The sequence below is a fragment of the Streptomyces sp. adm13(2018) genome, assembly GCF_008042145.1.
Lineage (GTDB): Bacteria > Actinomycetota > Actinomycetes > Streptomycetales > Streptomycetaceae > Streptomyces.
In genome coordinates this window covers 26,301-47,106 of record NZ_RDBH01000031.1, presented here as the reverse complement: position 1 = coordinate 47,106, position 20,806 = coordinate 26,301, and the positions used below count along the sequence as shown (strand labels likewise).

Annotated in this window: 14 protein-coding genes and 2 pseudogenes; 6 read left to right on the top strand and 10 right to left on the bottom strand. The window is 74.2% G+C overall.

Translation table 11 applies throughout. The features are described from left to right. Positions 1 to 98 precede the first annotated feature (98 nt). Positions 99 to 527: a VOC family protein gene (locus EAO70_RS02620; protein ID WP_148001409.1), complete on the bottom strand. Its 429-nt coding sequence runs from the start codon at positions 525 to 527 to the stop codon at positions 99 to 101. 241 nt (positions 528 to 768) lie between these two features. Here EAO70_RS02620 and EAO70_RS02615 point away from each other — a divergent pair. Further along, positions 769 to 1,203, top strand: a pseudogene (locus EAO70_RS02615) (LuxR C-terminal-related transcriptional regulator); the annotation flags it as partial. Between the two features lie 91 nt (positions 1,204 to 1,294). Here EAO70_RS02615 and EAO70_RS02610 read toward each other — a convergent pair. Continuing rightward, positions 1,295 to 1,690, bottom strand: coding sequence for a hypothetical protein (locus EAO70_RS02610; protein ID WP_148001408.1), 396 nt, complete (start codon positions 1,688 to 1,690; stop codon positions 1,295 to 1,297). 77 nt (positions 1,691 to 1,767) lie between these two features. Between EAO70_RS02610 and EAO70_RS38745 the strand changes: the two are divergent. From EAO70_RS38745 to EAO70_RS02595, 3 genes and pseudogenes are all read left to right on the top strand, one after another. Further along, positions 1,768 to 1,869 (top strand): annotated as a pseudogene (locus EAO70_RS38745) (ATP-binding protein); the annotation flags it as partial. 90 nt (positions 1,870 to 1,959) lie between these two features. After that, positions 1,960 to 2,961, top strand: a complete 1,002-nt coding sequence (locus tag EAO70_RS02600) for an ArsR/SmtB family transcription factor (protein ID WP_261992606.1) — start codon at positions 1,960 to 1,962, stop codon at positions 2,959 to 2,961. 215 nt (positions 2,962 to 3,176) lie between these two features. Next, positions 3,177 to 3,716, top strand: a complete 540-nt coding sequence (locus EAO70_RS02595; RefSeq protein ID WP_148001406.1) for an RICIN domain-containing protein — start codon at positions 3,177 to 3,179, stop codon at positions 3,714 to 3,716. A 146-nt stretch (positions 3,717 to 3,862) separates the two neighbouring features. On the opposite strand, the gene EAO70_RS02590 is transcribed toward EAO70_RS02595, so the two are convergent. Beyond that, the gene (locus tag EAO70_RS02590; protein ID WP_148001405.1) at positions 3,863 to 5,470 is read right to left on the bottom strand and encodes a S8 family peptidase; all 1,608 of its coding nucleotides are present in this window, start codon (positions 5,468 to 5,470) and stop codon (positions 3,863 to 3,865) included. A 654-nt stretch (positions 5,471 to 6,124) separates the two neighbouring features. Here EAO70_RS02590 and EAO70_RS02585 point away from each other — a divergent pair. Both EAO70_RS02585 and EAO70_RS02580 read left to right on the top strand, forming a co-directional pair. Continuing rightward, positions 6,125 to 9,088, top strand: coding sequence for an ATP-binding protein (locus tag EAO70_RS02585; protein WP_148001404.1), 2,964 nt, complete (start codon positions 6,125 to 6,127; stop codon positions 9,086 to 9,088). 166 nt (positions 9,089 to 9,254) lie between these two features. Next, positions 9,255 to 11,690: a bifunctional serine/threonine-protein kinase/ABC transporter substrate-binding protein gene (locus tag EAO70_RS02580; RefSeq protein ID WP_148001403.1), complete on the top strand. Its 2,436-nt coding sequence runs from the start codon at positions 9,255 to 9,257 to the stop codon at positions 11,688 to 11,690. Positions 11,691 to 11,816: 126 nt separating this feature from the next. Here EAO70_RS02580 and EAO70_RS02575 read toward each other — a convergent pair whose 3' ends face one another. From EAO70_RS02575 to EAO70_RS02545, 7 genes are all read right to left on the bottom strand, one after another. Continuing rightward, positions 11,817 to 12,032: a DUF6243 family protein gene (locus EAO70_RS02575; protein WP_148001402.1), complete on the bottom strand. Its 216-nt coding sequence runs from the start codon at positions 12,030 to 12,032 to the stop codon at positions 11,817 to 11,819. A 303-nt stretch (positions 12,033 to 12,335) separates the two neighbouring features. Beyond that, positions 12,336 to 12,530 (bottom strand): hypothetical protein, encoded by a 195-nt coding sequence (locus tag EAO70_RS02570; RefSeq protein ID WP_148001401.1) that lies wholly within the window; start codon positions 12,528 to 12,530, stop codon positions 12,336 to 12,338. 74 nt (positions 12,531 to 12,604) lie between these two features. Next, a complete protein-coding gene (locus EAO70_RS02565; RefSeq protein WP_148001400.1) occupies positions 12,605 to 13,540 on the bottom strand; it encodes an SMP-30/gluconolactonase/LRE family protein in 936 nt (311 codons plus the stop codon). 336 nt (positions 13,541 to 13,876) lie between these two features. Continuing rightward, on the bottom strand, positions 13,877 to 15,364 hold the full coding sequence (locus EAO70_RS02560; RefSeq protein WP_148001399.1) for an MFS transporter: 1,488 nt from the start codon (positions 15,362 to 15,364) through the stop codon (positions 13,877 to 13,879). Between the two features lie 45 nt (positions 15,365 to 15,409). Then, the gene (locus EAO70_RS02555) at positions 15,410 to 16,639 is read right to left on the bottom strand and encodes an FUSC family protein (RefSeq protein WP_148001398.1); all 1,230 of its coding nucleotides are present in this window, start codon (positions 16,637 to 16,639) and stop codon (positions 15,410 to 15,412) included. Positions 16,640 to 16,883: 244 nt separating this feature from the next. Further along, on the bottom strand, positions 16,884 to 18,920 hold the full coding sequence (locus tag EAO70_RS02550) for a S9 family peptidase (protein WP_148001397.1): 2,037 nt from the start codon (positions 18,918 to 18,920) through the stop codon (positions 16,884 to 16,886). Continuing rightward, positions 18,893 to 20,677, bottom strand: coding sequence for an N-acetylglutaminylglutamine amidotransferase (locus EAO70_RS02545; protein WP_148001396.1), 1,785 nt, complete (start codon positions 20,675 to 20,677; stop codon positions 18,893 to 18,895). The genes EAO70_RS02550 and EAO70_RS02545 overlap by 28 nt, the downstream gene beginning before the upstream one ends. Positions 20,678 to 20,806: the final 129 nt, after the last annotated feature.

The following is a 20,806-nucleotide window of genomic DNA, read 5'->3' as shown; positions in this document are numbered from 1 at the left end:
GGTACGGGAAGCGGTTGTCTCCGGACATGCGTCGGATCGGGTCCTGTGGACCCGATCCGGGTGGTGGAGCCTCGGACGGAGTTACGGCGTCCAAGGCGTCAGGGCATCTGCGGGGGCGGGCCGGTGACGACCGGGGCCATCGTGGTCAGAACGAAGGCGTGACCAGCTGGGTCGGTGTAGCGGCGTACGTCGGTGCGCCGGTCGGTCCGCGTTCCGTCGTGGTCGACGGCGATGGGCCGGGCGCCGAGCGACACGACCTCGCGCTCCGCCTCGTCGAGGGCGTCCGGTGCGACGAAGATCTGCAGGTGGGCCTGCTGGGAGTCCTCGGGACGCGGCCAGCTCGGCGGCGCCTGCCCGAGGTCACGGCGGATCCCGAGGACCACTCCGTCGTGGCCCGAGACGAGCAGCAGGTCACTGTCGCCTCCGGCGGGTGCGACGGTGGCGCCGAGAAGTTCCGCGTAGAAGCGCGCGAGGGGTTCGGGATCGGTGGAGTCGAGGATGAGGACGCTCGTCTTGGGAACAGGCATGCCCCTCGTCTGCCCCCGCGGGGTCGCGGCCATGCCCATGGCCGGATCCTGTCCGAAAGTCGCGGGACGCTCCGGCTTCGCTCGCCGAGAGTTCGTCAACTCAATTCGCCAGTAGCCGACTTCTGGTCGCGGTGCGCCCGAAGTCGGCCGCCACGGAGGTGACTTCGCCGACCGGTGGGGCGAAGGCCCGGCCCGCCACGCCCCGTACCCGTAGTACTTCAGAGCTACGCGGCAAGTGTCCCAGGTCCTCGTGCTGACCACCTTCGACCTCGACGAGTACGTCTACGAGGCCCTGCGCGCCGGAGCCTCGGGGTTCCTCCTCAAGGACGCCTCCGCCGACGAACTCGCCGAGGCGGTACGGGTGGTGGCGCGGGGCGACGCGCTGCTCGCGCCCGATCTCACCAAGCGGCTGACAGCGGAGTTCTCCCGGCTCTCCGTTCCCCCGCGCAGTCCGCAGAAGGACCGGGTGGGAGCGCTGACGGAGCGGGAGACCGAGGTCCTGGCCCTCGTCGCCCAGGGCCTGTCGAACGCGGAGATGGCGACCCGTCTCGTCGTCGCCGAGCAGACGGTGAAGACACATGTGAGCCGCATCCTGGTGGAACTGGGCGTGCGCGACCGCACCCAGGCCGCCGTCTTCGCCTTCGACACCGGTCTCGTACGCCCGGCAGGGCACTGAACCGGCGAACCCGCGTGGCGCAGGCTCGGGAGGCACTGCGGCTCGTACGGCGGAGGGGCTCCCGAGCCGCGTACTCCGCCTCCGCCGTGCCCTACGGCGTGAGCCGGCGATACGCGGCGCGGGCGTGGAGCAGGCGGGCCAGGACGGTTCCGGCGGTCGCCGCGGCGAGGAGGCAGGCGATGCGCGCGACGTCGTAGGAGGCCTCCCAGGTGATCTCGCCGAGGGGCGCGGTGGCGAACCCGTTGAGGGCGAGCCAGCAGAGGAACGCCGTGCCCGGTGCGGCCGCGAGCCGGGCGCCGGTGCTCACGAGGGCCACGACGACGGAGATCGCCAGGAGGTCGACGCCGGGGTCCGAGTGGCCGTCGAGGAAGTTGAACGCGGTGACGAGCGCGAGGGCGACGACGGAGGTCACGGCCCACACCGAGGGGGTCGCCACGGCACTGGGCACCGGCCGGACGCCCGAGCTGACCGGCTTCCATTCGAGCATGCTTCGCCTCCTCCACCTCACCCCGCCGTTGGGGCACCCGGAAATAATGCCTCACCGCGGGAAGCACCCGAGACCGGGCCGCCCGCACCTGGCTGCATGCCGCCGCCGAGGTCGTGGACACCACGCGTCTCACGCCCGGCCAGGCCGCCCGGCGGATCGCCGAGGCCGTCCAGGAGTGAGCGGCTTCTGGCCTGTTTGCCCGTTGTGCGGGGGCCGGTTCGCGCCCGAGACTGATGTGTGCGAACGGGAACACGGGAACGGTATGTCCGGTGAAACGTATCCACTTCACGGACCAGGATCTGATGCGGGTCCGGGTGGCCGGGGGCATCGGGGTGGCGGCGGAGACGCTCGACAGTCTGAAGCTGCTGCACGGCCGGGGCATCGGGCTCGGCTTCCGCCGCTGGCAGGTCGCGGTCCGCGGACGCCTGGACGGGCGGGCACGTCCGCTTCTCGCGCTGCTGCCGTCCCTCGGGCCCCATGTCGACGCGTGGAGCCTGGCCGGGGACTCGATGTGCATCGAGGAGGCGGTGGACCGTCTCCTCGGCGCTCCGCGGAAGCTGCTCCGCGTCGAGTTCGAGAACATCCGGTTCCGGCCCGCGGACCGCGCCTGGGCCCGGAACCTGGTGGACGGCGACCGTGAGGCCTGGCTCCAGGTCACCGCGGCCCTCCAGGCCTGCCACGGCGTGGCGGTGGCTCCGTACGGGGGCGGGATGCGCGTACATCTGGCCGGGATACGCGGTGCGTATGCGAACGCGATGACCGAAGGCGGTGTCGAGCGGCTGCTGGGGCAGGTGTGCGGACCGCTGCTGCGGTGGAGGCCGCCGGTGCTGGAGATGGAACATCCGCGGGACGAGGACATCCGGCTGAACGGACGCGGGCTCGTCATCGCCCCCACCGTGTTCTCCACCGGGGGCGCCGAGCTGATGATGCCCATGCTGGATCCGGCCGAGCCTCCCGTGCTCGCCGTACCCACGGTGACCGACGCCCTGGTGGGCGGCACGCTGTGGGACGGCGGCGGCGCGTCCGCCGGTCAGGCGCTGGAGGACCTGCTGGGGCGGACGCGGGCCGCCGTCCTGGAGTCGGCGGCCGTCGGTCGCAGCACCACGGATCTGGCACGCCGGCTGGGCATCGCCCCGGCGACGGTGAGCCACCACACGTCCGTGCTCCGCAACGCCGGACTCCTCACCACCCGGCGGGAGGGCAAGGCGGTCCTGCACACCGTGACCTCGATGGGCATGGCCCTGCTGGAACCGGGCTCCCGCCCCGTGTGACCCGCCGCCTGTGGACGGCGCGCCTCCGCGCGGACCTCGGACGGCCGCTCCGATGCTTTCGACGGGGCTCGAAAGCATGGCCCCTCCCCCTTTCGCGTCCCTACGGTGAGCCGCGTCAACGGGCCACGCCACGACTCGACCGGCGTGCCGCAGAGCCTGGTTGACGAGGAGCCGCCGGCGTCGTTCGCGGCGGCACGACGAGAGGACGAAGAGAGATGCGTTTGCATTCCTTCCACCAGGGGGCCCTCGCGCTGCTGACCGCGGCCGGGTTCATCGCCGTGGGCACCGGCACGGTGTCGGCGCAGCCGGAGGCCCGGCCGGCCGCTCACGCGCCGGCGTCCGCCACGACCGAGATCACGCGGGCGGTTGGTCCGTCGGCCGCTGTCCCGGGGGCGACCGACGTGGTCCAGACGTTCGCGAACATGGCCACGGGGTCCTGCCTGGACGACAGCCAGCAGTACGGCCTGCGCGGGTACGGCTGCAACGGCGGTGTCTACCAGAAGTGGAACGTGCACGTGTGGGGTGACGCCACCCGCCAGCTGCGGAACCTCGCGACCAACGAGTGCCTGTTCGACGACGGCTACACGCTCGACACGCGGGCCTGCAACTCCTCCCGTGAGCAGAGCTGGTTCGCGCACAAGCGCGGCGACCGGGTGACGTTCGAGAGCCAGGCCACGGGCGAGTGCCTGGACGACAGCCACTTCGGGCTGCGGACGATCCCGTGCTCCTTCAACCTCAACCAGACCTGGCGCTGAGCCCGGGCGGTCCGGCGGCCACCCCCTGCGACCGCCGCCGCCGGCGGCGGCCACGCCCGTGACCGGCCCTCTCCCCGGCGTCACACGTCGGGGAGAGGGCCGGTCCCAGGTGCGGTGACCGCGTGTCGGCGCGGCCGGGGGTCCGGTCAGAACTGGAGCGACCAGGCGTTGATGTAGCCGGTGTCGTTGACCCAGTTGTCGGTGGCGCGGAGCTTCCAGGAGCCGTTGGCCGTCTCACCCGAGGCGTTCACGGTGAAGGTGCCCTGGATGTGGTCGGCGCCGTCGGAGGAGTTGTAGTCCTTCAGGAGGAACGCGGTGCCGTCGGGCGCGACCAGTTCGAGCCGCACGTCGCCGCGGTAGGTGTGACGGACGTCGACGGTGACGGACAGGTTCGAGGGGGCGTTGCCGGTGACGCCGACGACCGCGACGGGAGACTCCACGGTGGCGTTGTCCCGGATCTGGTAGTCGTCGGTGTTCTCGAACTTCTTCCCGCCGGGCGGCGGGGTGGTGTCCCCGGTACCGGTGTAGAGGAGCTTGTTCGGGGAGCCGGTGCGGGGGTCGGTGACCTTGTCCGGGGTGGCGTCGGCGACCAGCCTGTCGCGGACCTGGGCCGGGGTCCAGGTCGGGTTGGCGGCGAGCAGCAGGGCCGCCGCGCCCGCGACGTGCGGGGCAGCCATGGAGGTGCCGCTCATCGTCTGGGAGGCGGTGTCACCGGAGTTGGACGAGGAGACGATGCTGTCGCCGGGGGCGAAGATGTCCAGGCAGGAGCCGTAGTTGGAGCCCTGGCCGTTGGACCAGCCGGTGGCCCGGGCGTCCCGGCTGTTGGTGGCGCCGACGGTGATGGCCGACGGGGTGGAGGACGGGGAGTAGGAGCACGAGTCGGCGTTGTTGTTGCCGGCCGCCACCACCCAGGTCACCCCGGAGGATATGGAGGCCGCCACGGCGTCGTTCACCGACTGGGTCTTGCCGCCGCCGATGCTCATGTTGGCCACGGCCGGCTTGACGGCGTTCTTGGTGACCCAGTCGATGCCGGCGAGGACCGGGGCCCAGGTGTCGCCCGAGGTGCCCTGACAGTTCAGGACGCGGACGCCGATCAGCTTGACGCCCTTGGCGACGCCGTAGGAGGCGCCGCCGACGGTGCCCGCGACGTGGGTGCCGTGGCCCTGGCAGTCGGAGGCGTTGGAGTCGTTGTCGATGAAGTCGTAGCCGCTGACGGCGCGGTTGCCGAAGTCGCGGTGGCTCATGCGGATGCCGGTGTCCACGATGTACGCGTTCACGTTGGCGGCGGTGGTGCCGTAGGTGTAGCTCTTGTCGACGGGCAGGTTGCGCTGGTCGACGCGGTCCAGGCCCCACGAGGGCGGCGAGGGCTGCGTGTCGACCGCGTACGCCACCGCGTCGGCCTCGACGCGGGCCACGGTGGGGTCGGCGGCGAGTTCCCGTGCCTCGCTCTCCGTCATCCGTACGGCGAAACCGCGCAGGGCGGCGGTGTAGGTGTAGCGCAGACTGCCCGCGTGCCGCTCGGCCAGCCTGTTCGCGGAGGCGGGGACGTCGGCCCGGGCGACGGAGTCCTTGAAGGTGACGATGTAGGAGCCCTGGACGGCGCCGGGGCGGTCGGCGCCGACGATGCGGCCTTCGCCGCCGCCGGGCGGCGTCGGCGCTGCCGTCGCCGCGGTGGCGGCGGAGGCCACGGCGAGCAGGGCGGCACTGGTACTGATGGCGAGCAGGCGCCGGAGGGCGCGAGCGTCGAACTCCATGAGTGCTTCCTTCGTGGGAGGTGTTCCGGGCCCGGCTGGGCGCCCGGAGGGCGGCATCCGTCACGCCGGTGGCTCCGGGCGCGCTCCGTCGAGGGGTGGGGAGGGCGCGCGCCCGGAGGGGACGCCGCACGGCCGGGTACGTCGATCCTGGTCGGGACCATGACAACCCGAGGCTGGGCGGCGGCGGTACGGGCGCCTCTGATGGCGGCGCCCGGGCGACGGGACGGGGTGACGTGTCGCACGGAGCGGGCTCCGCGCCGCACTGGTCCGGCCGCGCCGTGCGGCTGGGTGGGGTGCTGCCACCCCGTGCCGCCGCCGGTTGGGGACCGGGGTGGACGGGGCCGGCGCGYCCGGACCGCCCAGAGCTTCGGTCACCCGGGCGGAGCCCAGCAATCCGTAGCGCTACCCAAAGAGTGGGGACGGCGGCGCCGACGCGTGACGGCCGGCGGCGACCCCGGCGGTTCGAGGAATTCCCTGGGTAGCCGCCCCCTATTGCGACGGCGGCCCCGCTGCGGGTAGACCACGTGCAGGGAGACCCACCTGCCCGGCCGGGCGGTTCGGCGGCCCCGGTCGGGGCGCGCGGAGACCGGTTCGACAGGGCCGCCACGACCTTCGACGCGGCCTCCGGGTGCGTGGCCTGCGAAAGGCGGAGCCGTGGAGAGACGACCCTTCGGCCCCCCGCACGGCGACGTACGGCCCGAGGGGGCCGGGTTCGTCGGACGCGAGGGGGAGGCACGACGGCTGCGGGAGGCGCTGCGCGCGGGGCGGAGCATCGTGTTCGTACGGGGGGACGCCGGGGCGGGGACGTCGCGGCTCGTCGACGAGGTGCTCGGCGCGGCGGAGTTCGCGGAGTGGACGCAGTTGCGCGGGACGTGCCCGGACGACGCGGCGCCGGTGCCGTTCGAGGCCGTGGCCTCGGCTCTGGCCGGGCTTCCGTACCGCCCGGGCCCTCCGGCTCCGTTGCCGTCGGTCGCCGGGGTCGTGGGGCTGGTCGTCCCCGAGCTGATCGACCGGCTGCCGCGGCCACCCGTGTCGGCGGCGGATCCTGAGGTACGGCGGGGGCTGCTCCCCCGCGCGGTGCGGACCCTGCTCGCCTCGCTCGGCGATGTCGTACTGGTCCTGGAGGACGTCCACCACGCGGATCCGGCGACCCTCGGCCTGCTCGGTCACCTGACGCACGCGATGCCGCCCGGGCTGCGGCTGGTCGTCACCGAGGACGCGGCCCCGGGACTTCCGGTCCTCGGCGTCCGCGCCGCGGGAGGAGCGCGCTGCGAGGAGGTCCGGGTCCGCCCCTGGACGGCGGCGGAGACCGAGGACTTCGTCCGCGGGTGGGCCTCCCGGCGGTCCTCGGTGCGCGCCGACGGGCTGCCGGAGCTCGCGGCCCTCGTGCACGAGCTGTCCGGCGGCCTGCCCGGAGCCGCCGGGGCCCTCCTCGGGGACGCGGCCGAACTCCTGGGCGCGGACGTGCCCGAGGCCGCGGAGCACGGCGGGATCCTGGAGGCCGTACGGAAGGCGGGGGTGCCCGGGCGCGTGAGGCGGGAGTTCGCCCGGCGGTGCGGGCCGCTCACGGAGGACGCGCGGCGGATCGTCGCCGCGGCGGCGGTCCTCGACCGGCCGGTGCCTCCCGACGTCCTCGCCGAGGTCGCGGAGTGCGCGCCCGGACGGGTGGAGGCGGCCGTCGACGCGTGCGTACGGCGGTCGGTGCTGCGGGCCGAAGGGTCGTGGCTGTCCTTCCGGAGTCCGCTGGAGCGGCGGGCCGCGCTGGCCCGGGTGCCGGGCCCCCGCGCGGCGCGGCTCAGCCTGCGCGCGGCCCGGGCCCTGCACCGCGGCGGGGACGGGCCGCTGCCGCTGGTCGACCTCGCCCGGCTGTACGCGGCGGCCGGACGGGTCCGCGAGGGCCTGCGGTGCCTGGTGGTCGCCGCCGACCGCGCGGCCGCGACCGGCGACTACGCCACCGCCACCCGGCTCTACACCCGGGCCGTCGCGGAGGATCCGGGCGCCGCGGGCCGGGTACGGACCGCCGCGAAGCTGGCCCGCACGGCACAACTGGCCCGCGCCGGGGCCGAGGTGGTCGCCGCCGTGCGCACCGTCCTCGACGAGGACGACCCGCCGCCGCGGCTGCGCGGTGAGATCCGGCTGCACCTGAGCGTGGTCCTCCGCAACCAGAGCGGAGGCGCGCTGGACAGCCTGGAAGAGGTCGCCCGGGCCATCCCCGACCTGGAGGCGTCCGATCCGCAGACCGCCGCACGGGCCATGGCCGTCGCCGCCATCCCCTCCATCCAGGGCTGGCCCCTCGACCGGCACCGGCACTGGCTGGACCGCGGCGACGCGCTCGCGGGACAGGTCACCGACCCCGTCGCCCGGGCCGCCATCGCCGCGAACCGGGCCACCGCGCTGATGCTCGTGGGCGATCCGCGCGCCTGGCACGCCGCCGACGCGCTGCGCGGCCCCGCCGCCTCCGCGATGGAGGCCGCGCACCACGCCCGGGGCTGGACCAACCTGGCGCACGCCGCCAGCGCCCTCGGATACGGCACGCGCGGCCGGGACTTCCTCGACCGGGCGGTCGCCGGGCTCGCCGACACCAGCAGCCCCTACCTGGAAGGGCTCGTCGAGACGGCCCGTCTGGTGCTCGCCTGGCACGGCGGCGACTGGGACGGCCTGCACACGACCGCGGACCGCACCACCCGGCTGCTCCAGGAGATCCCCGACCTGACCGCCGAGGCCATGCTGGTACGGGGACTGGTCGCGCTGCATGTCCTCGGCGACGTGCCCCGGGCCCGCCACGACCTCGCCCGGGCCGCCCGCACCACCTGCTACGACACCGGGTTCATCCTCACCGCGTCGGCCGCCGCCACGGCCCGCATCCATCTGGAGGCCGGGCGCCCCGAGCAGGCGTGCGAGGCCGTGGAGGACGTCCTGCGCCGGATCGAGCGGACCCGCGGCTGGGTGTGGGCCGGCGAGGTGCTGCCCGTCGCCGTGGAAGCTCTGCACGGCAGCGGCCGCACCGCCAGGGCCCGGCAGCTCGTCGACGACTTCGCCGCCGGGTCCGCGACCGTCGACGCACCCGCGGCGCGGGCGGCCCTGGCCGTGTGCGGGGCGCTGCTCGCGGAGGCGGCCGACCGTCCGGACGAGGCCGTCGGCCTGTTGGCGGACGCGGAGGCGCGGTGGAGTCGGCTCGGCCGCCCGCTCGACGCCGCCCGCGCGGCCGAGGCGAGGGGACGGTGCCTGCTGGGTCTGTACGGGGAGGCGGCGGCCCGGGACGTGCAGGAGGTGGTCGAGGTCTACCGGCGGCTGGGAGCCCGCTGGGACGTCGCCCGCTGCCAACGGCTGCTGCGGCGCCACGCCATCGTCACCACGCACCGCCGGGGCCGGCTCGGCTACGGCGACCGGTTGTCGCCGCGCGAGGAGGAGGTGGCACGCCTCGTCGTCCGGGGGCGCGCCAACCGGGACATCGCGGAGAGTCTGGTGCTGTCCACCCGCACCGTGGAGCACCACGTGGCGCGCATCATGCGGAAGCAGAACGCCTCGTCGCGGGCCGACATCGCCCTGCCGGCGGCGAGGGAGGCGGGCCCGGAGCCGGGTCCCCTTCCCCCGTACCGCACCGGCGTCCGGGAGTGACCGGGCGCGGCGGAAGGACGGCGCGCCTTCTCCGGGCGCGCGGAGGGACCGCCCGCCCTTCTCCGGCCCACGCGTCCCGGCCCACCACTCACGTCCATGTCACAGGGAGATCGGTGAAGCTGTCTTTCCGTCACCTGGTCGGCCCACCAGGACCTAGAGTGTGCGCGTGACCGAGCACAACCCTGAACTCATCGCCGGCCGGTACCAACTGGTCGAACTCATCGGCCAGGGCGGGATGGGCCGGGTGTGGCGTGGCCTCGACCAGCAGCTCTTCGGGCGCGAGGTCGCCGTCAAGGAGATCCTGTTCCCGCCCGGCATGAGCGGCGACGACCGTGCGGCGCTGCTGCGGCGGTTCACCGGCGAGGCCCGCGCGGCGGTCACTCTCAGCCACCCGGGCGTCATCACCGTCCATGACGTCGTGGAGCACCGGGGCGCCCCGGTCATCGTCATGGAGCTGGTCCGGGGCCGGTCGCTGGCCGCCGCGATCCGCAGCGAGGGCAGGCTGCCCGTACGGCGGGTGGCCGAGATCGGCGCGGCCGTGCTGGACGCGCTGGCCGAGGCGCACACGGCCCGGATCGTCCACCGCGACATCAAGCCGGACAACGTGCTGCTGGCCAGGGACCGTGTCGTCCTCACCGACTTCGGCATCGCCCACCTCGCGGACGCCACGACCAAACTGAGCCACAGCGGGATGGTCATCGGCACACCGCAGTACATGCCGCCCGAGCAGCTGGACGGCAAGCGGCCGACCGCGGCCAACGACCTGTGGGCGCTCGGTGCCACCCTGTACCACGCGGTCGAGGGGCGCCCGCCTTTCGAGGCGGAGGGCCTGCACGCCCTCGCCGTGGCCGTGTTCACGCGCCCGCACCGGCCGCCCGTCCACGCGGGCCCGCTGGCCCCCGTCCTGGACGCCCTCCTCACCAAGGACCCGGCCGAGCGGGTGAGTGCCGCGGAGGCGGCCGAGATGCTGGGGGCCGTACTGGCGGGCGCCGCGCCGGCACCGGACGCGCCGCGCGACAGCAACCAGGCCGGGGCGGCGGAGCAGGAAGGTGGGCCCCGCGGTCCGGTGGCCGATCCGCGAGTGGCTCCGGCACCGGAGGCGACGGCGGGGCGTTACCCCGCCGAGGAGCACGCCTCGGCGCCGACGATGCCCAGGCGGCTCCCCTCGTCGACGCCGTCCGCCCCGACCCCCACGGTCGCGGACTCCGCCGGGACCGCCGCGGACCCGGCGCGCCGCCCCGTCCCGGAGCGGCCGACGGCCCCGCCGGTCGTCGTCCCCGCGGACGGGCCGCGACTCACGCTCGGGACGGCTCTCCCGGGGGCCGAGGTCCGGGCGTCCGCGGGACGGCGGGGCCTCACCCGGCGCGCCGCGGTCCTGAGCACGTCACTCGCCGTGCTCGCGGCGGGCTCCCTCCTCACCTGGTCCCTCACCCGTGACGACGACACACCGGGCGGCGGGTCCGGCGGCAGCGGACCCGCCGCGACCTCCGTCACGGTGCGGATCGGCGTCGACGCGCCGCTCAGCGGCGGGCTCGCCGCGATGGGCACGGGGGTCAGGAACTCCGCCGAGCTGGCGGTCAGGACGGCCAACGAGAACGGCCACGTCCCCGGCGTGACCTTCGAGATCACGGCCGTCGACGACGCGGCCGACCCCACCAGGGGCGCGGCCAACGCCGCCCGGCTGGTGGACGACGACAAGCTGGTGGGGGTCGTCGGGCCGGTCAACTCCGGGGTCGCGGCCACCCTGGTCCCGGCCCTGTCCCGCGCGGGCGTCGTCAACGTGTCCCCGGCCAACACCAACCCGGCCCTCACCCTGGGCGCAGACTGGGCGTCGGGCGGCCGCGCCCGCCCGTACCCCACGTACTTCCGCACCATCGGGACGGACGTCGACCAGGGGCCGTTCGCCGCCCGTCATCTGCACGGCACGGGGAAGACGAAGGTGTACGTGGTCGACGACGCGAGCGTCCACGGCACCACGCTCGCCTCCGGCTTCACGGCGCAGTGGCGGAAGCTCGGCGGGACGGTCGTCGGCGCCGAACAGGTGGACCCCGCGGAACGCGACTTCGCGAGCCTCGCCCTCAAGGTGCGGTCGTCGGGAGCCGAAGCCGTGTACTTCGGCGGGTTCTACGACAGCGCCGCACCGATGTCCCGGCAGCTCCGGCAGGCCGGGGTGACCGGACCCCTGATGGGCGGGGACGGCATCTTCGACCAGCAGTACCTGGTGGACAACCCGCAGGCCGACGGTGACCTCGCGACCCAGATCGGCGCCCCCGCCTCGGAGTCCGCGGCCGGACGCGACTTCCTCGACCGCTACCGGAAGGCGGGCTACTCGCAGCCGCCCGGCTGGTACGGCCCCTACGCCTACGACGCGACCTGGGCCGTCATCGAGGCGGTGAAGGCCGTCGCCAAGACCCACGGGGGCAGGCTCGCCGACGACACCAGGAAGGAGCTGGCGAGGGCCGTCGGGCGGCTCTCCTTCGACGGCGTCACGGGTCCCGTCGCCTTCGACGGGTCGGGCGACGCCGTGAACCGGCCGCTGACGGTGTACCGCGCGGGCGACGGCGGCTGGAAGGCCGTGACGACCGGCCCCGCAACCCCCTGAGAGCACGCCCCCTGGGTACGGCGACGGGCCCGGTACGGCCACGGAGCCGGTACGACGAAGGGCCCGGACCGCTCCGTGCGGTCCGGGCCCTTCGTTCTGCGGTGCCGCCCCGTGGCGGCGGTGCCCTCAGCCCTGTGCGGTGTCGCCGACCGACTGCTCGGCCTCCTCGGCGGCGCGCGCCTTCTCCCGCATCTTGCGCACCAGCTCCGCCTTCTGGTCGGCGGCTACCTGGCGGTCGCCGTTGCGGTGCGGGCCGTTGTTCTGCCGCTCGGTACGGGACAGCTTCTTGCGATGGCCGCCGCCCTGGCCCACGGGGTTGTTGATGTTCTTGCTGTCGGTCACGGGTTCTCCCGTTGGTGAGGTGCGGAGGTCTGCGGCTGCGCCCGTGACGGACGGACCGCGGCGTCGGAGGACGTCAGGAGGGGCCCGTCATGCTCTCACCCGTGTGTGTCGCCGTCCGGAAGCCCATGGCCATGACGTTACCCGGTCCCACCGGCACCGCCGCATCCGTGTCCTCACCGGCCCGCCGACCGCGCCCGACTCTCACCCTGGAGTAGAGGTCTACAGTCCCGGCCCGTGCGTCCACCGGACCTTCACACCGCGGCCGCCCGGGTCGCACGCGTCCGCGGGCCGCCGCGTGTCACGTCAGGAGCGGGACCAGGGGCGGCGGCGGGTGGAGTGGCCGGAGCCGCCGGAGCCGACGCCCGCGAGGTGCAGGGCCAGGGCGACGAGTCCGAGGAGCATGACATTCGCCGAGGTGAAGACGTCGTTGGTGCCGATGTCCGCGGCGTTGATCAGGAACGATATGAAGAACAGGACGGCGGCTACTATGCCGAGCATTGAGGGGCTCCTTTCGACAGGTGCCGTCCGTATGCCCCCGCGCTTCCGCCGCACACCGGGGTGAGCGCGGTGTCTCAGGGGCGGGTGCCGTTCGGCCGGAGGACGAGGCCCGTCGGCGTGTTCAGGCCGGTGGTCGGCAGGGTCGTCTGGCCGCCGCCCGTCTCCCGGACCCGGATCACCCGGTTGTTGAAGCCGTCCGCGACGTACAGGCCGCCGCAGCCGTCCAGCGCGAGACCCAGGGGGTCGCTGAGCCCGTCGGTGGCGACGGTGGTCTGGCCGCCGCCCGCGGCGATCCGCACCACACGGTTGTTCCCGCTGTCCGACACGTACAGCTCCCCGGCGGCGCCGAGCGCCAGGCCGGTCGGCTGGGAGAGGCCCACCGTGGGCACGGTCGACTGTCCGCCGCCGTCGGCGGCCACCTTCACGACGCGGTCGTTGACGAAGTCGGAGACGTACAGGTTCCCGGCGGCGTCCAGCGCGAGTCCCCACGGATGCAGCAGCCCACTGGTCGGTACGGTCGTCTGGACGCCGCCCGCCGACACCTTCACCACCCGGTCGTTGAAGCTGTCGGCGACGTAGAGGGTTCCGGCGGCGTCCAGCGCGAGCCCCAAGGGGCGGGACAGGCCGTCGGTGGGAACGGTGGACTGGACGCCGTCGGCCGCCCGCACCACGACGCGGTTGTTCCCGGTGTCCGACACGTAGAGGCGGCCCGCCGCGTCCGCGGCCATGCCCGTCGGCCGTACGAGACCGTCGAAGGGGACGGTCGCCTGGGCGTCGCCGGCGGTCGCCAGGGAGACGACCCTGTTGTCGCCGTAGTCGGAGACGTACAGGAGGCCGTGCGCGGAGGGCCGGCCGTCGCCCGGCGGTGTCGCTCCGGCCGTGGTCGAGGGCAGCGTGCACAGTGCGACGAGACCGACCGCGGCGGTGACGCGGCGGACCCACCAGCGCCTCGCGCGCCCCTTCGAGGGTCCGGGCGACAGCGTTGCGGACGGGGCCGGGGTACCTGGCATGACTCTCCCTCAGCTGTGAGGCGGCCGAGGGAGGGCGGGAGGATCAGATGGGCGAGCCGGACGAGCCGCGGATAGTGCTCGACGAGCGCCGCCTCGGCGTCGCTCCGGCCGGGCCGGGATGCCGTCGTGGGAGGTATGGCCGTGCCGTCGAAGGTGTTGTGGGGGTGCATGACTGTGCAAACGAGACGCGCGGGGAGCGGTCACCCCGGACGGATGATCTGACAGTCCCCCGGACGCGTGCCTCACCGCGTGGCGGCCCGGGCCTCCCGGAGGACGCGCGTCGCCCCGGAGCCGTCGTCGGACCGGCTCCGGGGCGACCGTGTGCGAGGGGCCCGCTCAGGCCCCGGCGGACTTCTCCTCGGCCCGCACCGCCGAGAGCGGCTCGGCGATGTCCTCCAGCGAACGGCGTTCCGCGTTGACGGCGAGGAAGGCCGCCACGATCCCCGCCGCGCACATCAGCGCGGCGCCGATCCGGAAGGCCAGCGCGGTGTCCCCGACGACCCCCGACTCGGTGAGCTCGGCGAAGACCAGCGGGCCGCTGATGCCGCCGGCCGCCGTCCCCAGCGCGTAGAAGAACGCGATGGCCATGGCGCGGGTCTCCATCGGGAAGATCTCGGAGACCGTCAGATAGGCACTGGAGGCGCCCGCCGACGCGAAGAACAGCACGACGCACCAGCAGGCCGTCAGGGTCGTCGCGGACAGCGAGCCGCTGTCGAAGAGCCAGGCGGTCCCGAAGAGCAGGAGGCCCGACAGGACGTACGTGCCCGCGATCATGATCCGGCGGCCGACGGTGTCGAAGAGCTTGCCCAGCAGCAGCGGTCCCAGGAAGTTGCCCGCCGCGATGACCGCGAAGTAGTAGCCGGTGCTGCCGGTGGGGACGTCGAAGAAGGTGATGAGGATGGTGCCGAAGCCGAAGGTGATCGCGTTGTAGAGGAACGCCTGCCCGATGAAGAGGGCGAGTCCGAGGACGGCGCGGCGCGGGTAGCGGCCGAAGACCGTCTTCGCGATCGTGCCGAAGCCGATGCTCTTGCGCTGGTGGATGGTGATCTCGCCGGCCGGCGGCGGCAGCTTCTCGCCCTTCTCCTCCTCGATCTCCTTCTCCACGGCGGTGACCAGCGTGTCGGCCTCCTCGCCGTGGCCGTGGATGAACTGCCATCGTGGACTCTCCGGCACGTGCCGCCGCACCAGCAGGATGACCAGCCCCAGGACCACGCCGAGGGCGAAGCTCAGCCGCCAGCCGAGGTCCTTCGGGAAGATGTCGGTGTCGAGCAGGACGATCGACAGCAGCGAACCGCCGATGGCGCCCAGCCAGTAGCTGCCGTTGATGATGAGGTCGACCCGCCCCCGGTACAGGGACGGGATCAGCTCGTCGATCGCGGAGTTGATCGCCGCGTACTCGCCGCCGATGCCGAAGCCGGTGAGGAAGCGGAAGAGGAAGAACCACCACGACTCGAAGGACAGCGCCGTCATCGCCGTGGCGCCCAGGTACACCACCAGCGTGATCATGAACAGCTTCTTGCGGCCGTAACGGTCCGTCAGCCACCCGAAGAACAGCGCGCCCGAGCAGGCGCCCGCGACGTACAGGGCCGCGGCCACGCCCGTCACCTGGGCCGCGGTGATGTCGAGGCCGCTGCCCTCCTCGGCCAGCCGGCCGGCCACGTTGCCGACGATCGTGACCTCGAGACCGTCCAGGATCCAGACGGTGCCGAGGCCGATGACGATCATCCAGTGCCAGCGGGACCACGGCAGCCGGTCGAGCCGGGCCGGAACCGCCGTGGTGACCGTGCCCGTCCCGGAGCCCCGGGAGGACGGAGTTGCAGGCATGGGTTCTCCTCTCGTCGCCGGTGCGGGTACCCCCGTCCGGACCGATCATCCGTCTGCGTGGACCGCCCGGCGGGCGCCCCGGCGGTCGCGGAGCGCGAGGCGCCGCCGGCGGTCGCTGCGCTCGCGCACCCGGCGGTCCAGTTCCTCCATCAGCCGCCGGCCCCGGTGTTCGGGGTCGAGTTCGTCGAGGATCCGGTCGACCTCGCTGAGCAGCGCCCCGTACAACTGCCACCGGCCGGCGTCGGCGAGGGCGAGGGCGAGCAGCCGCTCGGCCGCGTGGTCCCGGCAGGCCCGCGCCGMCCGCAGCTCGCCCGCGAGCCGGGTCTCCGCGGCCTCGGCGTCCGCACTGCCCTGCGCGGTGACCAGGACGGCGAAGCTGACGAGGGCGTCGGCCGTGTACTGGGCGGTCTCCCGCAGGGCCAGGGCGGTCGGCGCGGGCAGCAGCCGGTGTCCGTCGCGGTGCTTCGCCAGGTCGGTGAGGGTGCGGGCGAGGACCCGCAGCACCACGGCGCAGATCTCCAGCGTGTCCAGCCCGGTCCGCAGCACCACCCGGTGCATCAGGCCCTCCTTGACACGGGGGTTGAAGCGCAGGCTGTCCTCGGCCGTGCGCAGGGCCCCGTCGACGTCCGCGACGTCGTTGTCCAGACGGCGGGCCTCGTGGAGCCGGTCGGCGGCCTCCTCGACCCGGGGCGCGCCGGTGAACTCGTCCGCCACGTCGAGGAGCAGCAGCCGCATCCGCCGGGCGAGGTCCTCGATGGACCCGCCCGCGGTGTCGACCCAGACGGGCGGGGCGAGGAACAGGTTGAACAGCATGCCCACGACGGCGCCGATGAGGGTCTCCAGGACGCGGTCCCAGGCGGTGTCGGAGACCTGCGTCACGCCGAGGACCAGCATGGCGCTGATGGCCACCTCGGGAACGAACTCCTCGACCTTCACCATCCGGCCGATGAGCAGCGACGCGAGGATGACGAGGGCGAGGCTCCACCAGGAGAGGCCCACCACGACGCTGAACGCGATCGCGATGAGGACGCCGACGACGACGGAGGTCACCCGGCGGAGGCTCGTCGTCACGGTGGAGTAGAGGGTGACCTGGACGACCAGCAGGGCCGTCAGGGGAGCGGTGAGGGGGACCGGTTCGCTGCTGAGCCGGAGCGCGACGACGTAGCTCAGGGTGGCCGCCGCCGTGGACCGCAGGGTCTGGACCGCGAAGGGGTCGCGCCGCAGGCGTCCGAGCAGCCCACCGAACCGGCCGTTCCGTCCTTCGCCGCGCGCCACGCCCCACCTCGTCCCGTCGCCGCCCCGCAGGGGCCGTCGGAACGTGCGCCTGCCCGGACGGTCCCCGAACCATGCGCGGGTACGCCCGGGCGGACGAGGGATCACCCCCGGGCCGGGTACGGAGGGAGCCGAACGGGGCGGCGGGCGGGCGACGATCGCGGCTCCCGGTCCCGCGCCGGACCGGCGGACCACCGGGTCGGCGCGGTTCGGCCGCCGGGTCGACGGGCGGCCGGGGCGGTGCGGTTCAGCCGAGGAGCCACCGCTGCATCCACTCCGCCGCGGCGCGGCGGAACAGACGCCGGTTGTCGGCGCGCCGGAAGTCGTGGCCCTCGTCGCGGAGCAGCAGCAGTTCCGCGACGAGTCCGCGCGCCCGGGCGGCCCGGACGATCTGCTCGGACTCGCCGGGCGGCACGTTCGTGTCGTGCTCGCCGTGCACCGCGAGCAGGGGGACCCGCAGGGCGTCGACGCGGCTCATGGGGGACAGGGCCCGCAGCAGCGCGCCGTCCCGTTCGGGGTGGCCGTACTTGTGGACGGCGGACTCCGCGAGCCACGCCTCGGTCCCGGCGTAGAACGTGGCGAAGTCCGACATCCCGCAGACCGTGACGCCGGTACGGAAGAGGTGCGGGTGCCACACGAGGGACGCCAGGGTCAGGTAGCCGCCGTACGAGTGGCCCATCACGGCCAGCCGGCGCGGGTCGGCGAGGCCCGAGGCGACCGCGTGGGTCGCGCAGTCGGCGACGTCGGCGATCGCCGCGAAGCGGCCCTCGCCCAGGTCGGCGTCGACGAAGGAGCGGCCCCAGCCGGAGGAGCCGCGTACATCGGGCGCGTAGACGTCCAGGCCCCGGCCGAGCAGCTCCTGGTAGAGCGGGTCGAAGACCGGGCGCTCCTGTTCCTCGGGGCCGCCGTGCAGATGCAGGACGCACGGGGCCGGCTCGCCCGCGGCCCTGCCGGGAGCCCGGTGGTACCAGCCGCCGAGGAGCAGCCCGTCGCGTGCCGTGGCCCGCAGCCGCTCGGGCCGGACCGGGGGACGCCCGCCGGGAACGGAGGCGGCGTCGCTCGCCGACCACGGCGTCCGCGCCAGGGGAGCGGCGGTGGGCACGGACCACACTCCGGGGCGTCGCCGGGAACCCGACAGTGCCACGACCAGCCCGTCCGGACCCGCCTGTGTCACCCGGGTGACCACCTCGTGCGGCAGCTCCACCGCGCGCGGGGCGGCCGGCTGCGTGCCGTCGCCGGCCAGGGGGAGCGTTTCGAGCGCGCTGGTCCCTCCGACGTTCCAGGACAGGGCCGCGCGCCGGCCGTCCTCGACGAGGGCGAGGAGTTCGAGGTCGCAGGTCTCGCGGGCGGCCACCACGACGAGGTCCTTCCGCGCGCCGGAGTCGTCCAGGTGGAGCGCCAGCAGGGCCGCGAACTCGCGGTCGTGGTCGCTGCGCAGCCACACCGTGCGCCCGTCGGCCGAGAAGCGGCCGATCCACGGATCCCCGTCGGCGACCCGCAGCGCGCACACCGGGGTCTGGTCCGAGGTCTGGATGACCACGGCCTCCCGCCGTCCCCGGGGCCCGCGGCGCAGCAGCGCCAGGCGCCCGTCCCTGCTGACGTCGCACACCCGCAGCGTGGCCGCCCCGGTCTCGTCGGCGACGAGCGTTGGCGCGTTCGTCCCGGTGGGGTCGACGAGGTACGCCGTGAGCCGGTCGCGCACCGGCGCGGCCGTCCCGGCGTCCGCCCCGTCCGGGGGCGCGGAGTCGAGGAGGGTGGCGGGCCCGTCCCGCTCCGTCCAGGAAGGGGGCTGTACCGCCTCGGAGGCCGTCGGGACGCTGTCCCCCGTCGGCTTCGCGACGGTCACCGCCAGGGCCGAGCCGTCGGGGGCCCAGCACCCCAGATAGGCCGAGCTGCCCGGCTCCGCGCCCGCCAGGACCCGACGGCCCGAACCGTCGGGGCGGACGCAGAGCACCCGCGTGTGCCCGCTCCCGCCCGGCGCGACGGTGTACGCGATCCACTCGCCGCCCGGCGACCAGGAGACCTCCGTGACGGGGTCCGGGCCGGTGTCGAGGAGGTGTGCGTCGTCGCGTCCGACCGGCGCGGTCCAGAGCTGCGGCGCGCCCTCGCGGTCGCAGACGAAGGCGACGTGCTCGCCCCGCGGATCGGGGGAGGGGTACCAGCAGCCGTGGGCCACCCGCGGCCGGGGCGTGTCCCGGGGCCCGGCCGCGTCGGCGAGCCGCTCCACGACCGGGGCGGTCGCGGAGGGCTCGTCCGTCAGCTGATCGCGTGGGTCTGCAGCCATGTCTCCAGCAACGCTACGTGCCAGAGGGCGTTCGCCCCTCGGTTCGTGCGGTGTTCCTCGGGTGCCGCGAGGAGGGAGTCCACGTACTCCTGGCGGAAGACACCGCGTGCGCGGGCCTCCGGCGCGGACAGGGACTCCCGCACCCGTTCGAGGACGGGTCCCGCCATGTGGCGGATGGCCGGGACCGGGAAGTACCCCTTGGGGCGGTCGACGACGGAGCGGGGCAGCAGCGTCCGTCCGACCTGCTTGAGGACGCCCTTGCCGCCGTCGGCGAGCTTGAGCTCCGGCGGGCAGGCGGCGGCCAGTTCGACCAGTTCGTGGTCGAGGAACGGCACCCGCGCCTCCAGGCCCCAGTCCATCGTCATGTTGTCGACCCGCTTGACCGGGTCGTCCACGAGCATGACGTGCGTGTCGAGCCGGAGCGCCGCGTCCAGGGCGGTCTCGGCGCCCGGCACGGCCATGTGCGCGCGGACGAACTCCGCGGACACGTCGTGGTCGGCCAGCATGTGCGGCTGCAGGGTCCGCGCGAGCTCGCTGTGCGAGCGGTCGAAGTAGACCTCGCCGTAGCGTTCGGGCTCCTGCTCCCGCTCGACCTCCGCCAACGCGGGGTACCAGTGGTAGCCGGCGAACACCTCGTCGGCACCCTGGCCGCTCTGTACGACGCTGATCTCCTTGGAGACCAGCTCCGACAGCAGGTGGAAGGCGACGACGTCGTGGCTCACCATGGGTTCGCTCATGGCGGCGATCGCGCCGTCCAGGGCGGTGGAGACGCGGTCCGACGGCACCATGAGCTGGTGGTGCTCGGTGTCGAAACGGCGCGCGACCCGGTCGGAGTAGACGAACTCGTCGCCCTCCTCGCCGGCCTCCGCCTCGAAGCCCACGCTGAACGTCGCCAGGCCCCGCTGGCCCTCCTCGGCGAGCAGGGCCACGATGAGGCTGGAGTCGAGGCCGCCCGACAGCAGCACGCCGACCGGCACGTCGGCGACGGTCCGGCGGTGGACGGCGGTGCGGAGCGCGGCGAGGACCGCGTCCCGCCAGTCGTGGGGGCCCATCCCGGCGTGGGCGGCGCCGCGCGTGTACGAGGGCTGCCAGTAGCGGTGGTCGCGACTGTTCCCGTCGGGTTCCACGACCCGTACGGTCGCCGGCGGGAGCTTGCGGACGCCGGTGAGGACGGTGCGCGGTGCCGCGACGGTCGCGTGCCAGCTCATGTACTGGTGCAGCGCCACCGGGTCGAGCGAGGTGTCGACCCCGCCGCCCGCGAGCAGGGCCGGGAGAGTGGAGGCGAAGCGGAGCCGGCCGGGCCGTTCGTCGAGGTAGAGCGGCTTGATGCCCAGCCGGTCGCGGGCGAGCACGAGCCGCCCCGTCTCCTGTTCGACCAGCGCCACGGCGAACATGCCGACGAAGTGCTCCACGAAGCGGGTGCCCCACTGGCGGTACGCCTTGATGACCACCTCGGTGTCGGAGGTGGTGACGAAGCGGTGGCCCAGGCCCCGCAGTTCCGCACGGAGCTGTTGGTAGTTGTAGATGCAGCCGTTGAACACGCAGGTCAGCTGCGCCTCGCCGTCCGTCATCGGCTGGGCTCCGCGCTCCGACAGGTCGATGATCTTCAGCCGTCGGTGGCCGAGGGCGACGGGCCCCTGCGCCCACATGCCGCGGCCGTCCGGGCCGCGGGCCGCCATGCGGTCCGTCATGCGCTCGACCGCCGCCAGGTCGGGTCTTCCCCCGTCGAAGCGGATCTCGCCGCTCAGGCCGCACACGGGGCACCTCCCGAACGGGCGGACACCCGGACGCCCCCGCGGCGCGCCCGGGTGTCCGCACGACATCGGTCCCCCTCCCCGCGGGTTGCGACGTCAGCATGGTGTGTTCACTCCTCGCTCTGTCCTCGG

Coding starts and splice junctions, on each gene's coding strand:
- EAO70_RS02620 (WP_148001409.1), bottom strand. CDS start 527: ATGCCTGTTCCCAAGACGAGCGTCCTCATCCTCGACTCCACCGATCCC.
- EAO70_RS02610 (WP_148001408.1), bottom strand. CDS start 1,690: ATGCTCGAATGGAAGCCGGTCAGCTCGGGCGTCCGGCCGGTGCCCAGT.
- EAO70_RS02595 (WP_148001406.1), top strand. CDS start 3,177: ATGCGTTTGCATTCCTTCCACCAGGGGGCCCTCGCGCTGCTGACCGCG.
- EAO70_RS02590 (WP_148001405.1), bottom strand. CDS start 5,470: ATGGAGTTCGACGCTCGCGCCCTCCGGCGCCTGCTCGCCATCAGTACC.
- EAO70_RS02570 (WP_148001401.1), bottom strand. CDS start 12,530: ATGCTCGGCATAGTAGCCGCCGTCCTGTTCTTCATATCGTTCCTGATC.
- EAO70_RS02565 (WP_148001400.1), bottom strand. CDS start 13,540: ATGCCAGGTACCCCGGCCCCGTCCGCAACGCTGTCGCCCGGACCCTCG.
- EAO70_RS02560 (WP_148001399.1), bottom strand. CDS start 15,364: ATGCCTGCAACTCCGTCCTCCCGGGGCTCCGGGACGGGCACGGTCACC.
- EAO70_RS02550 (WP_148001397.1), bottom strand. CDS start 18,920: ATGGCTGCAGACCCACGCGATCAGCTGACGGACGAGCCCTCCGCGACC.